The sequence below is a fragment of the Novosphingobium rhizovicinum genome (assembly GCF_040813635.1).
Classification (GTDB): Bacteria; Pseudomonadota; Alphaproteobacteria; order Sphingomonadales; family Sphingomonadaceae; genus Novosphingobium; species Novosphingobium rhizovicinum.
The window spans coordinates 74403-88986 of the sequence record NZ_JBFNXR010000012.1; the positions used below are offsets into that span (position 1 = coordinate 74403).

At 64.3% G+C, this 14584-nt stretch carries 13 protein-coding genes; 3 read left to right on the forward strand and 10 right to left on the reverse strand.

What is annotated here, in order from left to right:
- Positions 1–13: 13 nt before the first annotated feature.
- Positions 14–1498: a glutamate--tRNA ligase gene (gene gltX, locus ABUH87_RS00605; protein WP_367767871.1), complete on the reverse strand. Its 1485-nt coding sequence runs from the start codon at positions 1496–1498 to the stop codon at positions 14–16.
- Between the two features lie 28 nt (positions 1499–1526).
- Here gltX and ABUH87_RS00610 point away from each other — a divergent pair, with 28 nt between their 5' ends.
- Positions 1527–3776: a ComEC/Rec2 family competence protein gene (locus tag ABUH87_RS00610; protein WP_367767873.1), complete on the forward strand. Its 2250-nt coding sequence runs from the start codon at positions 1527–1529 to the stop codon at positions 3774–3776.
- A 128-nt stretch (positions 3777–3904) separates the two neighbouring features.
- Here the strand turns inward: ABUH87_RS00610 and lexA are convergent, their stop codons facing one another.
- The 9 genes from lexA to ABUH87_RS00655 form a co-directional block, all read right to left on the reverse strand.
- Positions 3905–4588 (reverse strand): transcriptional repressor LexA, encoded by a 684-nt coding sequence (gene lexA, locus ABUH87_RS00615; protein ID WP_367767875.1) that lies wholly within the window; start codon positions 4586–4588, stop codon positions 3905–3907.
- Positions 4589–4657: 69 nt separating this feature from the next.
- On the reverse strand, positions 4658–5878 hold the full coding sequence (locus ABUH87_RS00620; RefSeq protein WP_419956647.1) for a molybdopterin molybdotransferase MoeA: 1221 nt from the start codon (positions 5876–5878) through the stop codon (positions 4658–4660).
- The gene (gene moaC, locus ABUH87_RS00625) at positions 5875–6354 is read right to left on the reverse strand and encodes a cyclic pyranopterin monophosphate synthase MoaC (protein WP_367767877.1); all 480 of its coding nucleotides are present in this window, start codon (positions 6352–6354) and stop codon (positions 5875–5877) included. The genes ABUH87_RS00620 and moaC overlap by 4 nt, the downstream gene beginning before the upstream one ends.
- Before the next feature lie 86 nt (positions 6355–6440).
- Positions 6441–7229: an indole-3-glycerol phosphate synthase TrpC gene (trpC, locus tag ABUH87_RS00630; protein WP_367767879.1), complete on the reverse strand. Its 789-nt coding sequence runs from the start codon at positions 7227–7229 to the stop codon at positions 6441–6443.
- A 5-nt stretch (positions 7230–7234) separates the two neighbouring features.
- Positions 7235–8215: an anthranilate phosphoribosyltransferase gene (trpD, locus tag ABUH87_RS00635; RefSeq protein WP_367767881.1), complete on the reverse strand. Its 981-nt coding sequence runs from the start codon at positions 8213–8215 to the stop codon at positions 7235–7237.
- Entirely contained in the window at positions 8212–8796 is a 585-nt protein-coding gene (locus ABUH87_RS00640) for an anthranilate synthase component II (RefSeq protein WP_367767883.1), read from the reverse strand. The genes trpD and ABUH87_RS00640 overlap by 4 nt, the downstream gene beginning before the upstream one ends.
- On the reverse strand, positions 8793–9569 hold the full coding sequence (locus tag ABUH87_RS00645; RefSeq protein ID WP_419956648.1) for a phosphodiester glycosidase family protein: 777 nt from the start codon (positions 9567–9569) through the stop codon (positions 8793–8795). The genes ABUH87_RS00640 and ABUH87_RS00645 overlap by 4 nt, the downstream gene beginning before the upstream one ends.
- 2 nt (positions 9570–9571) lie before the next feature.
- Positions 9572–11092: an anthranilate synthase component I gene (trpE, locus tag ABUH87_RS00650; RefSeq protein ID WP_367767885.1), complete on the reverse strand. Its 1521-nt coding sequence runs from the start codon at positions 11090–11092 to the stop codon at positions 9572–9574.
- Between the two features lie 27 nt (positions 11093–11119).
- Positions 11120–13003 carry a peptidylprolyl isomerase gene (locus ABUH87_RS00655; RefSeq protein ID WP_367767893.1) on the reverse strand — a complete coding sequence of 628 codons (1884 nt, stop codon included), beginning with the start codon at positions 13001–13003 and terminating at the stop codon, positions 11120–11122.
- A gap of 247 nt (positions 13004–13250) precedes the next feature.
- Here ABUH87_RS00655 and tpiA point away from each other — a divergent pair, with 247 nt between their 5' ends.
- Together tpiA and secG are read left to right on the forward strand one after the other, a co-directional pair.
- A complete protein-coding gene (gene tpiA, locus ABUH87_RS00660) occupies positions 13251–14009 on the forward strand; it encodes a triose-phosphate isomerase (RefSeq protein ID WP_367767897.1) in 759 nt (252 codons plus the stop codon).
- Positions 14010–14144: 135 nt separating this feature from the next.
- Positions 14145–14534 carry a preprotein translocase subunit SecG gene (gene secG, locus ABUH87_RS00665; protein WP_367768035.1) on the forward strand — a complete coding sequence of 130 codons (390 nt, stop codon included), beginning with the start codon at positions 14145–14147 and terminating at the stop codon, positions 14532–14534.
- Positions 14535–14584: the final 50 nt, after the last annotated feature.

The following is a 14584-nucleotide window of genomic DNA, read 5'->3' on the forward strand; positions in this document are numbered from 1 at the left end:
TGCTTATACTCCCTTAGACTTGCGACCCGGCAGGAGTGGCAACCTGCGCGGCGATCCGCGCCAGGCTCTCTTCCCGTCCGAGCAGAACCAAAACATCGAAAATCCCTGGCGAAGTCGTCTGACCCGTCAGGGCAGCCCGCAAGGGCTGTGCGAGTTTGCCGAGACCTATCCCCAGAGTCTCGGCCATTGCCTTGAGGCTGCCTTCCAGACTTTCAACAGTCCAGTCTGCCTCCTGGGCGAGGTGCTCGTGCACGGATCCAAGGCGCGCGCGCGCATCCTCGGTAAGAAGAGCCGCGGCCTTTTCAGTCAGAGGCAGCGGTCGCGTGGCGAACAGGAATGCGGCGCCTTCCGCGAGCTCGTTCAGATCCCTGGCGCGCACCTTGAGAACCGGCATGGCGCGGGTGAGCAGGTCGAGATTCGCCGTCCCGCCCATGCGCTGCGCGACAAGAGAGGCGAGGCGGCCGTCGTCTGCCTCACGCATGTAATGCCCATTGAGGTTCTGTAGCTTGGCAAGATCGAACCGCGAAGGTGACTTGCCGACGTGAGCGATATCAAACCACTCGACGGCCTGCTCACGCGCGATGATCTCATCGTCTCCATGGCCCCAGCCGAGGCGGAGAAGGTAATTGAAAAGCGCCTCGGGCAGAATGCCGAGCTCGTCACGATAGGAGTCTACGCCGAGAGCGCCATGCCGCTTCGAAAGCTTGGCACCATCGGCTCCGTGGATCAGCGGAACATGACCATAGAGCGGGCGCTCCCAACCTTCGATCGCGCCCATGGCATCTATGATCGCGAGCTGCCGGAAGGCGTTGTTGAGGTGATCGTCGCCGCGAATGACGTGCGTGACGCCCATGTCATGATCGTCCACCACAACTGCGAGCATGTACGTGGGAGTTCCGTCCGAGCGCAAAAGGACGAAGTCGTCGATCTCTTCGTTGCGAACCGTAACGGTCCCCTGGACCAGGTCCTCGATGACCGTCTCGCCTTCCCGCGGGGCTTTGATGCGCACCACGAAAGGCTCCGCCGCCGGCCAGCTTCCCTCATCCGCATCGCGCCAGGGGCTGACGAGACGGAAAGGCCGACGCTCTTCCTGCGCTTTTGCACGGTGAGCGGCAAGCTCCTCCTGCGTCATGTAGCAGCGATAGGCGTGACCTGCCTCGATCAGCTTGCGTGCCACCTCGGCGTGACGCTCGGTTCGGGCAAACTGGAAAACGGCTTCCTCATCCCCCTCGAGACCAAGCCATGACAGGCCATCGAAAATCGCACCGATGGCAGCCTCGGTTGAGCGGGCGCGATCCGTATCCTCGACCCGGAGGAGGTACTTGCCGCCGTGATGGCGCGCATAGAGCCAATTGAACAGCGCCGTGCGGGCGCCCCCGATGTGCAGAAAGCCAGTGGGCGAAGGCGCGAACCGGGTGACGACCGGCCGCGCGGAACCGGGACGAGCGTCAGCCGAAGCTCCGCTTTGCGTCGCCTCCGCTAAGCTGCCGCTTGCCATCGATCGATCCTTCCTGTCCAATGCGCGCATGGCCACCCGAGCCGCGTGCGAAGATATCCTGCCCCAAGCCGCCCCGGAGGGCGCTGCATTGCAACATCGGCCATGGAACAGCGCGCGCCGCTTGTCGAGGGGGTTGGAAGGGATCGAGCGATTTCTTGCCGGTGCCGGCTTTGATCGGGTGCCGTGGCTCGCCGTTGCTTTTGGTATCGGAATCGCAATCTGGTTCGCCCTCCCATCGCCCGGGCACTGGCTGGCGCTGATGGTCGCTTGCGCAGGTCTGTCGGCGAGCTTCGCCGCGCTTCTCCACAAGTACGGGCGCTACCCGTACCTGCGGTTGAGCGGCATCGTCATTCCCCTCGTCGTCGCGGCGGGCTGCGGCTCGGTCTGGGCGCGGTCTCACCTGGTTGGCGCCGCGCCGATCCCAGGGCCGGTCGTCGTCACGCTGGAGGGCAGGATACTCTCCGTCGAGGTTCAGCCGGCGCAGGAGCGCAGCCGGCTGGTCATGGCGACGCGCGAACCGGGAACGGCACGACCCATCCGGGTGCGGATCAACCTGCCTGACAGGCTCGCCCCAGGTTCGCGCTTCAACACCGGTGATCTGGTGAGAGTGAGAGCCAGGCTGATGCCTCCGGCCCCGCCCATGCTGCCCGGCGCCTACAATTTTGCGCGTACGGCCTGGTTCAAGGGTCTTGCCGCTACCGGTACGGCTCTGAGCGCACCTGAGATCCTGAGAAGTAGTGATAGCGCTAGTCTGGTCAGTGGAGCCCAGCGCAATATCTCTGCCCATGTCCGTGCGCGCCTCGACGGGGGCGAGGCGGGCATTGCAGCGGCGCTGGCGACGGGTGACACCGGGGGCATCCCGGAAGCGGACGCTCAGGCAATGCGGGATGCGGGTCTGGCGCACCTGTTATCAATCAGCGGCCTCCACGTTAGCGCCGTCATCGGCGCTGTCTATTTCGTGGCGCTGAAGCTGCTGGCGTTCTGGCCATGGCTGACGCTGCGGGTACGTCTCCCCGTGGTTGGAGCAGGTTTCGGCGCACTCGCCGGAATCGCCTATACCTTGTTGACGGGGGCGCAGGTGCCAACGGTGCGTTCGTGCATCGGCGCTCTGCTCGTGCTCATTGCTCTTGCCATCGGCCGCGAACCGCTGTCGCTGCGCATGCTTGCGATTGCGGCGTTTCTGGTGATGCTGCTGTGGCCTGAAGCGCTGATGGGCCCTAGTTTCCAGATGAGCTTTGCCGCTGTGCTCGCCATCATCGCTTTGTCGGGAGCCGGTCCGATCCGGCGGTTTCTGGCGCCGCGCGAAGAGGGCGTACCGGCAAGAGCGCTTCGCCATCTGGCGCTGGTGCTGCTGACCGGCCTTGTCATCGAATTCGCCTTGATGCCGATCGGGCTTTATCATTTCCATCGGGCGGGGATTTGTGGCGCTTTCGCCAACGTCGTGGCGATTCCGCTGACGACGCTCGTGGTGATGCCGGCGCTGCTGCTCGCCTTGCTGATGGACCTGATCGGTTTGGGCGCTCCGTTCTGGTGGATCGCCGGCGAGGGCATAGCTGCGTTGAACGCACTGGCGCACTGGATCGCAAGCCGTCCGGGTGCAGTGACCGTGATGCCCGCCATGGCAGGTGGAGCCTTTAGCCTGTTCATTGCAGGCGGATTGTGGCTCGGCCTGTGGTCGGGCAAGATCCGCTGGTTCGGACTTGCGCCCGCCGTCGCCGGAGTGCTGCTGGTGGCGACCGCGCGGCCACCGGATCTGCTGATCTCCGGCGATGGCCGCCATGTGGGCCTGCTTTCAAAGACGCGCGACGCCTTGTTCGTTCTTCGCGAAACCAGAAGTGACTTCGTGCGGGACAATCTGCTGGAGATTGCAGGCATGCAGGGTACGCCCGTGCCCTTTACCCGGCTTGCAGGAGCCAACTGCAACAGCGACGCGTGCGTGATCGCCGTGCAACGCGGATCTTATCGATGGCATCTGCTGCTAACTCGGGGGCGATATACCGTGCCTGAGCGTGCGCTTGCCGCCGTCTGCGAGCGAGTCGACATCGTCATCTCGGACCGATGGCTGCCGCGCAGCTGCCGTCCTCGTTGGCTGAAGGCCGACCGCAGAACGCTTGCGCGCACCGGTGGCCTCGCCATCGATCTGGCTCACGCGAGTGTGATGAGCGTGGCCGAAGGCGAGGGGCAACATGGGTGGTGGCGGAGCGAGGCCGACAGGCCTCGCCAGCGTGAAAGGACTCGTGCAGCGACAGCCGGCGTTTCGACCGCCGTTGGTGAGTGAGCAGCCGACCACCGACTTGCAGCCGGAGGCGACATATCGGCCTTCAGGTCTAAACTCTGACAGACCTGAATGCGCTTACATGCCGGTTACGCACCCTCTAACGCTGTGGACCCGAGGAGAGCTGTGCCTCAATTGTAGCGACGCAGCAGGCCGGCAAGCTTCCCCTGTACCTCGACCTCGCCCGAACGATAGACCTGCGGTTCGTAAGCTGCGTTCGCAGGATCGAGCCGCACCATATCATCCTCGCGACGCAAGTACTTGAGAGTGGCTTCCTCACCACGCACCAGAGCGACCACGATCTCACCATCGCGCGCCGTGCTGGTGCGTTTCACCAGAGCGAAGTCGCCATCGAGAATTCCTGCCTCGATCATCGAATCGCCAGAGACTTCCAGCGCATAATGCTCACCGGAACCAAGCAGTGCTGCCGGTACGGGCAGGGTGGTCTGACCCTCAAGCGCCTCGATCGGCACGCCAGCGGCGATGCGCCCGTGGAGTGGGATCTCGATAACGTCGTTCGCTGCCGACGGCGGTGTCATCTGCGGGCGCGGTCCATCGTTGGCATTTGCCGGAACCCGGGGCGACGGCCGGGGGGGCGCATTCTCTGGCTGCTTGAGCACCTCAAGAGCGCGCGCACGATTGGGCAGGCGGCGAATGAAGCCGCGTTCCTCCAGTGCCGAAATCAGCCGGTGCACGCCGGACTTCGACTTGAGATCAAGCGCTTCCTTCATCTCCTCGAAACTGGGAGAGATGCCAGTCTCCTCCAGCCGAACCTGGATGAACCGGAGCAATTCGTGCTGCTTGCGCGTCAACATGTTCGGCGCCTCCTCAGGCGTTCTTATTGTGAACAATTGGCGAACAATTAAGAAACAAACATCCCCGCGTCAAGCAATTCCGCCGTTCTCGAGCCAGAAGACATGGGCCTGCGCTCCCGCCTCCGCGGCAGGCGCATTCGCGGGCCGGTCGATGAGGACATTGCTTGCTGCCAACGCCGCCAGAGCACTGCTGTCCTGAACGGCGGCGGGAGACACAGTGTCGAAGTCCCAGATCGCTCGCATGAAGGTGCGTCGGCCGCCATTCGCAGGCAGAGGTGCGCCTAGGCGGACTGGAAATGCCTGAGGAAGGGGATGGGCAGCGCCCAGCAGCGCCCGCAGCAGGGGCAGCATGAACAAGTATGCCGTGACGTGGCTGGAGACCGGGTTACCGGGCAGGCCGAGGACGATCTGCCGCCTGCCGGACTTCTCGCGCGTGGCGACGATGAGGGGCTTGCCCGGCTTGATAGCCACGCGCCAGAAGCCGAGCTCGGCACCCCAGGCTTCGAGCGCCGGCTTCACAAGGTCGTGATCCCCTACAGAGGCGCCCCCGCTGGTCACGATCACGTCTGCGTCATCGGCCTGCGCCAGCGCTTCGGCCAGAGCGTCCATTGCATCGGGAACCGGGCCAATACGCTGCACTTCGCACGGAAGTCCCCGCGCCATCGCCGCAAGCATTGCGCCGTTGCTCGCAGGGACTTGGTGCTCGCGGCAGTTCTCGGGATCGGCGGCCAGTTCATCCCCGCTGTCCATCACGAGCACCCGCGGAGCGCGCCGAACCGGCAGGTGGCGGTGTCCAGCACTGATCGCAAGTGCCAGTTGCGCGGGCCCGAGGCGTGCGCCCGCAGGCAGCACTTGCTCGTCCATGTGGAAGTCCAGCCCGCAGGGGCGGATGTGCTTATGCGGAGGAGAGGGCGGTTCGCCCGAGAGGCTGATGTGGTCGTCAGCTCGGGCAATGTCCTCCTGAACGATTACGCACGCAGCATTGGCCGGCAGGCGAGCGCCGGTTGAGATCCGCACTGCCTCCCCGCGTGCGAGAGAGCCTGCGAACGGGTGACCGGCAGCGCTTTCACCGACGACACGCCAGGGGCCGGCGAAATCGTCCTCCGCCACGGCATAGCCATCCATGGCCGAGAGCGCGGCGGGGGGCTGCGTGCGCCGCGCGCGCAACGGCTCAGCCAAGTAGCGGCCGAGCGCACCATCAATGTCGACACGCTCGATCGGCAACGGCTCGACAAGAGCAAGCAGGCGTGCCTGTGCCTCTTCCAGCGGTAGCGGCGGTTCGTGCATCATCCCTCCTGCGCGCGCCAATGGCCCGATTTGCCGCCGCGCTTCTCGATCAGGCGAACGTCCTCGATCACCATTCCCTTGTCGAGGGCTTTGGCCATGTCATACATGGTCACCAGCGCGATTGTGGCAGCCGTTATGGCCTCCATCTCCACGCCCGTCTTGCCGGTGAGCGATGCGGTGGCCGTGGCACGCACCGCGTCCGGTTCGAAGGCGAAGTCGATATCTACCGCGTCAAGGGCCAGCGGATGGCACATCGGGATGAGCTCTCCGGTTCGTTTGGCCGCCATGATGCCTGCAATCCGCGCGGTGCCGAGTACGTCTCCCTTGGGCGCATCGCCGGCCCGAATTGCGGCGATCGCATCAGCACTCATGCGGATCCGGCCAGAGGCGACGGCGAGGCGCTGCGTCTCCGTTTTGGCACCGACGTCGACCATGCGCGCGGTGCCATCGCCATCGATATGGGTCAGGGATTTGTTCATGACCCGAGTGTTGCCGCAAACGACAGCGTTTCAAAACCCGGAAAGTGCGCGGGGTGGCGACGATCCGCCCGCAACCCGAGCAGGTTTTAGCTGAGCAGGAGCGTTCTTGTCGCTGCCTCTACATCCGATTGGCGCATCAGGCTTTCCCCCACGAGGAAGGTGCGTGTGCCGCAGCCCGACAGCCGTTGGAGGTCGGCATGGGTATTGATACCGCTCTCGCTGACCAGGAGCGTGCCCTCAGGTGCGAGAGGCGCAAGCCGCTCGGTTACGGCAAGGTCGGTAACAAAGCGCTTCAGGTCCCGGTTGTTGATGCCGATGAGGCGGGATTGCAGATCGCTTGCCCGCGCCATTTCGTCTTCGTTGTGAACTTCGACGAGCACATCCATGCCGCGCTCTATGGCTGCAGCCTCGATCTCCGCCATCTGGCTGTCTTCCAAAGCCGCCACGATGATCAGGATTGCATCGGCTCCGATCGCTCGCGCCTCGGCGACTTGCCAAGGATCGACCATGAAATCCTTGCGCAGGACGGGCAGGTCGCAAGCGGCGCGCGCATCGACCAGGAAATCCTCGTGCCCCTGGAAATACGGCGCATCAGTAAGCACGGAAAGGCAGGCTGCGCCGCCGCGCTGGTAAGCGATGGCATGCTCAGCCGGGCGGAAGTCTGGCCTGATCAGTCCCTTGGAGGGTGAAGCTTTCTTGATCTCTGCGATGAGCGCAAAGCCGTCTGCTGCCTTGACCTCGAGAGCCTTGCGGAAGCCCCTTGGTGGTGTCTGCCCGGTAGCCCGTGCATCCAGGTCAGCCAGCGTGGCGTAGCCCTTGCGAGCCAGGACCTCCTCGCGCTTCGTGGCGCAGATTTCAATGAGTTTGTCGGACATCTCGTTCACTTGGCCGTTGTCGCGATCCAGCAGTCGAGCAGGCTTTTGGCCAAGCCCTTGTCGATCACCTCGGCCGCTTCCTCGGCTCCGTCGCGCAGGTCCGTTGCTTCCCCGGCAAGGATGAGTGCGGCGGCGGCGTTAAGCAGCACCGCATCGCGATAGGCGCCAGGTTCGCCATTGAGCAGGCGCCGCAAGGCTGCCGCGTTGTATGCCGCATCGCCGCCGCGCAAGGCGTCCAGCGGGTGCGTCGCGAGCCCTGCATCGCCGGGTGTGATCCGTTCAGGCACATTCCCGCAGTTGAGGGTGGCCACGACGCTTGGCCCGTCGATGGAGAGCTCATCCAGACCTTCCTCGCCGCCTACGACCATCGCGGCGCCGCAGCCAACCATCGCCATCGCATCGCGGTAGATCGGCACATAGACCGGATTTGCCACGCCCACCAATTGGCGCGTCACCCGCCCCGGGTTGCACATTGGACCGGTCAGGTTGAAGATTGTGCGCTTGCCGATGGATTTGCGGATCGGTGCAAGCCGGGCGAGAGCCGGATGATGCTTCTGCGCAAACAGGAATGCGATCCCGATATCGGCCAGCGTTTCCTCAGCTGTTTCGCTGGCTCGGGTCAGGTCCAGGCCCAGCGCCTCAAGTGTGTCGGCACCGCCGGCCTTCGACGAGGCCGCACGGTTGCCGTGCTTCGCGACAGGCACTCCGCACGCTGCGACAACGATGGCGACAGCCGTGGAGACGTTAAGGCTGTGCTGCCCGTCACCGCCGGTACCGCAAACGTCGATGGCGTTCGCGGGTGCCTTCACCGGTATCATGCGCGCGCGCATCGCGAGCACGGCGCCAGCGATGTCTTCTGCCGTTTCGCCGCGATCGGACAGGCCGAGCAGCGCCTCGGTCACTTCAAGGTCGCTCATCTCGCCATCGAGCATGCGGCCGAACAGTGCCTCGGTTTCGGCGATGCTGGGGTGGGTTACGGCGCTCATGCGGGAAGGCGCGTCTCTATGCCGCAGCCCTTCAGGAAATTGGCGAGCATCGCATGACCATGCTCGGTCGCAATGCTCTCCGGATGGAACTGAACGCCGTGGATGGGCAGGCTTTTGTGCCGAAAGCCCATGACGTGGCCATCATCCGACCGGGCATTTACCTGCAGGACCTCAGGGATGTCGTCCACGATCAGCGAGTGATAGCGCGTCGCGGTGAAGGGCGAGGGAACATCGTGGAACACGCCGCTGTCGTCGTGCGTAACCGGTGACGTCTTACCGTGCATCAGCCCGCCGCGCATGACCTTGCCGCCGAAATACTGCCCGATGGCTTGGTGGCCGAGGCACACGCCCAGCAGCGGCTTGCCCGCATCCGCGGCAGCGCCGACAAGATCGAGGCTGATGCCGGCCTCGTTCGGCGTGCATGGCCCAGGAGAGATCAGAAAACCCTGAGCCCCGCTTGAAAGGGCCTGCTCGGCAGACAGTGCGTCGTTGCGTACGACTTCCACTTCGGCGCCGAGTTCCATCAGGTAATGGACCAGGTTCCAGGTGAAGCTGTCATAGTTGTCGACGACGAGGATCATGGCTTTGCCTTGTGCCTTTTCTCGACCACGATCAAGGGGCCCAGCGGAGGCCCGCCATCAACGCGTCCCGTATGCGGATCCCACAAGGAGGAAACGCTGCCGTCGAGGAACAGGGCATTGGGCGTCTTGAGCTCGTCGCGGAAGTAACGTGCGAACTTGCCGAAGGAGATCGGCGCCTCGCTGATGACGAAATGGGCGCGGCCCTTCTTGTCGACACCCACGCCGTTGCGCAGCTTGCGCGAGGGACCGTCCTCGTCAAATCGAGGGTGGAGCCTGCCCTCGATGACGAGCATAGGACCGGACTGCGTGCCGAATTCAGGACGCTTGTCGACCTTTGCGGCGAAGTCGTCACTGGTGCGAACCACCCAGGTGCCGCCGCTGCCGTAGAACACGCCGTTGGGCTGCAGGTGGAAATTGCCCCAGCCTTCGTTGCGGTTGAGCGTATGACGGCGTTCGCCATTCTCGACATAATAGCCGATCGGCATGCCCTCAGCATCAAACATGCCGCCGTTGACGGCAAACGCGACCCGCTCCGCTTTCTCGCCAAGACTCACGGCCAGCTCAGAGAGGCTGCGGTAAGGGGAACCATCGCTGGGCCCAAGAACGACGCGGACGGTGTGTTGCGCGGGGTCGGCTATGCAGTGGGTGAGGGGCACATCTTCGAACTTGGCGCTCGAGCAGGGTGGCTGCGGGGGAGCCTCCTGAGCCGAGGCTGTGTCCCGCCCGCGGCCACAGCCGACAAGCGTGAGCGCGGCCAGAACAGGCAGCGCGATCCTCACTGGCCGAAGCCCGGCTCTCCCGCGACGCGCATAGCTTCTCGGGCAGCGGCGAAGAGTGCGCCCGACTTGGCCTCACATTCGCGTTGTTCGGAGGCCGGATCGCTGTCCGCCACGATCCCCGCGCCGGCCTGAACGTGGAGCACGCCATCCTTCAGCACACCTGTTCGCAGGACGATGCAGGAGTCGACCGAACCATCCGGAGCGAAGTAGCCGACGCCGCCTGCGTATGCGCCCCGGGTCTCCGGCTCAAGCTCCGCTATGATCTCGCAGGCGCGGACCTTAGGGGCACCGGACACGGTCCCCGCCGGGAATCCGGCAAGCACCGCATCCACCGCGTCGTGACGCGCGGTGTCGAGCTTGCCAACCACGTTGGAGACGATGTGCATGACGTGGCTGTATCGTTCGATTGTATAGCTGTCGGTGACTTCTACGCTCCCTGCAGTAGCAACGCGACCGACGTCATTGCGCCCCAAATCGAGCAGCATGAGGTGCTCTGCGCGCTCCTTCGGGTCGGCAAGCAGGCTCGCCTCGTTCGCCTTGTCCTCTGCTGGAGTGGCTCCGCGTGGTCGTGTTCCCGCGATCGGGCGAATGGTCACGTCGCCGTCGCGCACCCGTACCAGGATCTCCGGACTGGAACCGATAAGCGCAAATCCCGGCAGATCCAGGAAGTAGAGGAACGGTGACGGGTTTACGCGGCGCAATGCGCGGTAAAGCGCAAGCGGCGGAAGCGGGAATTCGCAGGTGAAGCGTTGTGCCAGCACCACCTGAAAGATGTCGCCGGCCTCGATATAGTCTTTGGCCCGGAGGACCATCGCGCGGTAGTCCTCGGGTGCCATCACCGGTTGCGGCGAAGGGACGGTATCCGGCACGTGGGCAGAAGAAAGCGGCGCCGGCCGCATGAGGTTGCGCAAAGCTTCCTCGATGCGCTCTTCAGCCCGAGTGACAGTCTCGGATGAGGCACCTTTGCCCGGCCATACCGGAGCGACGCAGAACAACTCATCGCTCAGCCGGTCGAACACGAGGATCAGGGATGGACGCACGAACAGCATGTCCGGCAACTGCAGCATACCCTGCGGAGCCCGGGGCAGCTTCTCGACCAGGCCGATCGTCTCGTATCCGAAGTACCCGACAAGGCAGGCCAACGCGGACGGAAGCTCCGGCGGTACATCTATGCGGCAGGCGGAAACCAGCGAACGCAGCTCAGCAAGGCTGTCAGCTCCGAGCGAAACGAAGGCGTCGCGATCGCGCTGCCACTCTGCGTTGATCTCGCAGCCCTCGGGTCCGGCGCGGAAGACGAGGTCCGGGTCGAGGCCAACGAGGCTGTAGCGACCGCGCGTCTCGCCACCTTCCACCGATTCCAGCAGGAAGTCGCCGCGCCCGGCCTCGAACAGCTTGAGGGCAGCGCCTACAGGCGTTTCGGTATCGGCAACCAGCCGCCGCCAGACGAGGGCAGGGGTGCCCGTCTCAAGCTTTGCGATAGCCGACTGTCGCTGGTGCGTTCCACTCACGCCTACCATAACCGCACTATTCCGTGACCTGTCCGCTTAGTTTCCGTTCGTGCCGGTGAGCTGTTCGCGCACTGCTTGAATGGCAGCCTCGTTGCGCTCGACCCCGACTTCCTTGGTGATCGCCTTGCGCAGCGCCTCTGAGTACTCGCTGCCCACGACCTTACCGAGTTCACGCTGCGTCTGACTGACCGACGGGTCGTCTCGCTCGACCTTACCGGGCTCCACCTCGTCGAGAGCGACCACGAACCAGCCACGCTGCTGCGGTGCTTCCTGTATCTTCACCGAGCCGGATGCCATGGCGAACAGAAGGCGGATCGGCGGCGGGACTGGACGACCCGACTGCTGGATCTGCATCAGCTGCGGGCGAGTCATGCCGACGCGCTCCACGGGCGGCAGCTTCTTGTCCAGCTTGGCGACCACTGTCTCCAGCTTCTCACCCTTGCGCACGGCGGCCATGATCTTCTGCGCCTGCGCCTTGGCTGCCTCCGCTCCCTTGTCGAGCGCATAGGCGGTTTTGACGTCTTCCGTGATCTCGCGCAGCGGGGCTGGCGCGGATGCGGCGACGTCTGTCACCTCATAGATGACGAAGGTCGTGCCGGCTTCCGCCTCTGCGACTTGCGGCTCGTTCTCCTGCATGGCGAACGCAGTCTGCAGGACGGGCTTCAGAGCTGGTGAGATGCCTTGGCCGGGCTGCTGGTAGACGCTTCCATCAGCCGTGATCGGTGGCGTGGATTGCACTTGCACGCCCAAGCCCTTGGCCATTTCCGGCAGGTTCGCACCTTCTTCGAACTGCTCTTCGATCCTGGAGATCGTTTCGCTCAGCGCATTCCGGCGCTTCTCAGTGGTAAGAGCGCTGGCAATCTCACCCCTCACTTGTTCGAGGGTACGCGCCGAGCGCTGCTCAATCGCTTCAACCCGCATGACATACCAACCGAGGGGACTGCGCGCGACTGTAAGTTCGCCCTGCTGCACTCCGAACGCAGCATCCGCTACGGTCGACGAGGTCTGCGTGGCAAGCTCCGCTTTGCTCAGCGGGCCGAGTTTTGCAGCCGACAGTCCCTTTGCCGAAGCCGAGGCTTCAAGCGACTTACCAGCCTCCACTTCCGCAACAATCGCCTTGGCAGCCGCTTCCGTCGGCACCACCAGCTGCGTGATTTGACGCCGTTCAAGTGCTGCATACTGAGCTTTGTCGGCATTGTAGCGTTGCGTGATCTCTGCGTCCGAAGGTGGAGGGACATCTTTCACGGTATCCGCGCCAAAAGTGGCATAACGGATTACCCGCCGCTCAGGACGGATAAACGCGTCCGTGTTGGCCTTGTAATAGGCCGCGAGCTCGGCGGCGCTTGGCTCACCCTCCGGAGCGAAGAGCATCGAGGGCAGGATGGCAATCGAGCCGGTCCGCCGCTCCCCCAGCAATTGACCATAGCGCACCGCCATCTCGCGCGGCAGGATCGCGCCGTACTCGGCAGGCGCAAGCAACTGACGCGCAACAAGGCGCTGGGCGACCGAATCACGCGGGATGGCCTGAGGCTGAATCGCTCCTGCACGCTGCAGCTCGCTGTCGATCAGGCGATCGCCGGCGACGATCCCGTGGTCGTCCCCAAATGCGAAAAGCGCCTTAAGGTCGATGAGGTCGTTAAGAATGATGTCGAGGCCGCCGCGCGCGATCAGGCCGCTCATCGACATGGTCGGCTCTTGCTGGCGCACGCGCTGGAGAGCCTCGTTCGCTTCGCGGCTGAGTTCTGCCGGTGTGACTTCCTCGCTGCCGACTTCGGCAACATGACCGCTGGACCCGGCGGCGCCGAAACTGCCTCCCGAGATGTCGGCAGCGGCGAACGCGAGCGCAATGAGCGCCAGCACGGCAAGGCCCACGAAGGCACCGACCTTGGACTTGAGGAACGAGCGGAAGAACTGAAGCATGCGCGAGGGGGCCGTTTATCCGTGGATGCCGGGGAGGACCGAACCTCTCCGCCTGAGCGCCGTCGCTTTAAGAGCCAATGTGCATTCCTGCAATGGCGCGCGGGAAACTTGTGCATCCGCCGTGGTGGGCCAGCGCCGGTCGTCGCAAAGGCGGTGCGCCTGCTTTGACAAGCCGGGTGCCCCTGTCCTAGCTGCCCGTTCTAACAGGGGGCCGAGTCTGGAGTCGGCTCGTTAACAAGGGTTGAAGATGGCAAGTCTGCCTTACATTGTCGGCAATTGGAAGATGAACGGCACGCGCGCGATGCTGAACGAGGCGCGCGCCATTGATCGGGCCGCGGCCCGGCTGCCCAGGGTGCAGGTCGCCGTCGCTCCGCCAGCAACGCTCATCTATCGGACGCGTGAAGCGGTCGAACTGATCGGCGTCGGCGGCCAGGATTGCCACGTAAAGGAAAGCGGTGCCTTCACCGGGGATATCTCCGCGCCAATGCTGAAGGACGCCGGGGCCGACTTCACGATCGTCGGACATTCGGAGCGCCGTACGCTGCACGGCGAGACGGATGAGGTCGTGCGGACCAAGGCCGAGACTGCATTCTCTGCCGGCTTGGCAACGATCGTGTGCGTCGGAGAAATCGAGGCGGAACGCGATGCCGGAAACGCAGAGGCGGTCGTCGGCGCACAGGTCGAGGGTTCGGTGCCGCGGCTCGAGGGTGCGGTGGATAAGTTGACCGTCGCCTACGAGCCGGTCTGGGCGATCGGTACCGGAAGGGTGCCATCCGTCGAGGACGTGGCGGCGATGCACAAGGCTATCCGCGCCAAGCTGGTCACGATCTACGGCGACGCCGGTGCGCAGGTGCGGATCCTCTACGGCGGTTCGGTGAAGGCGGACAATGCCGCAGAGCTTCTGTCGATCCCTGAGGTGGGTGGCGCCCTTGTTGGCGGTGCCAGCCTCACTGCTGAAAGCTTCCTCGCAATCGTCGGGGCCGCAGCCGCGTTGGAGGAGGGCTGAGCAAAATCGCTCAGTTCGCTGGAGTTGCACCGGAGGGGTGGGTTGCACCCGGGCCGGCGAACGCCTATTTGCGCGGGCATATATGCGGGCGGCGATGGCTCTTCCCGCGAATGATTCTCCGGGGTTCGCATGTCGCTGTTTCTCTTTCTGACTGTTGTTCAGGCGCTGATCGCCGCCGCTCTGGTGGGGGTGATCCTCGTGCAGCGCTCGGAAGGAGGTGGTCTGGGCACCGGTGGTGGCAATCCTTCCGGACTGATGTCGGCACGCGGCGCGGCTGATTTTCTTACGCGGACGACGGCGATCCTCGCGACGCTTTTTGTCGTGCTCAGCATCGCTCTTGCCGCAATGGCGGTCGATGTCAGCACGACGCGTGAACTCGACACCTCGCTCCAGCGCAATGCACCGGTGGTGCCGCAAGCGCCGGTAGATCCGCTGGCGGGCGCTGCCAATCCTGGCGCCGCACCCCAGCAGCCAACGGCTCCCGCACCGGCTGAGGATCCGCTCGCGGGCTCTGCTGCGCAGTAAGCACGCGGTGGCGCCGATGACCTGAAGCAAGGCTCGGCGCATCCTCTTTT

Excerpts from the sequence above, each read along its gene's own strand:
- moaC (WP_367767877.1), bottom strand. The coding sequence starts at position 6,354 with ATGAACAAATCCCTGACCCATATCGATGGCGATGGCACCGCGCGCATG.
- gltX (WP_367767871.1), bottom strand. The coding sequence starts at position 1,498 with ATGGCAAGCGGCAGCTTAGCGGAGGCGACGCAAAGCGGAGCTTCGGCT.
- trpC (WP_367767879.1), bottom strand. The coding sequence starts at position 7,229 with ATGTCCGACAAACTCATTGAAATCTGCGCCACGAAGCGCGAGGAGGTC.
- ABUH87_RS00620 (WP_419956647.1), bottom strand. The coding sequence starts at position 5,878 with ATGATGCACGAACCGCCGCTACCGCTGGAAGAGGCACAGGCACGCCTG.
- trpE (WP_367767885.1), bottom strand. The coding sequence starts at position 11,092 with ATGGTAGGCGTGAGTGGAACGCACCAGCGACAGTCGGCTATCGCAAAG.
- ABUH87_RS00640 (WP_367767883.1), bottom strand. The coding sequence starts at position 8,796 with ATGATCCTCGTCGTCGACAACTATGACAGCTTCACCTGGAACCTGGTC.
- trpD (WP_367767881.1), bottom strand. The coding sequence starts at position 8,215 with ATGAGCGCCGTAACCCACCCCAGCATCGCCGAAACCGAGGCACTGTTC.
- ABUH87_RS00610 (WP_367767873.1), top strand. The coding sequence starts at position 1,527 with ATGGCCACCCGAGCCGCGTGCGAAGATATCCTGCCCCAAGCCGCCCCG.
- lexA (WP_367767875.1), bottom strand. The coding sequence starts at position 4,588 with ATGTTGACGCGCAAGCAGCACGAATTGCTCCGGTTCATCCAGGTTCGG.
- ABUH87_RS00655 (WP_367767893.1), bottom strand. The coding sequence starts at position 13,003 with ATGCTTCAGTTCTTCCGCTCGTTCCTCAAGTCCAAGGTCGGTGCCTTC.
- tpiA (WP_367767897.1), top strand. The coding sequence starts at position 13,251 with ATGGCAAGTCTGCCTTACATTGTCGGCAATTGGAAGATGAACGGCACG.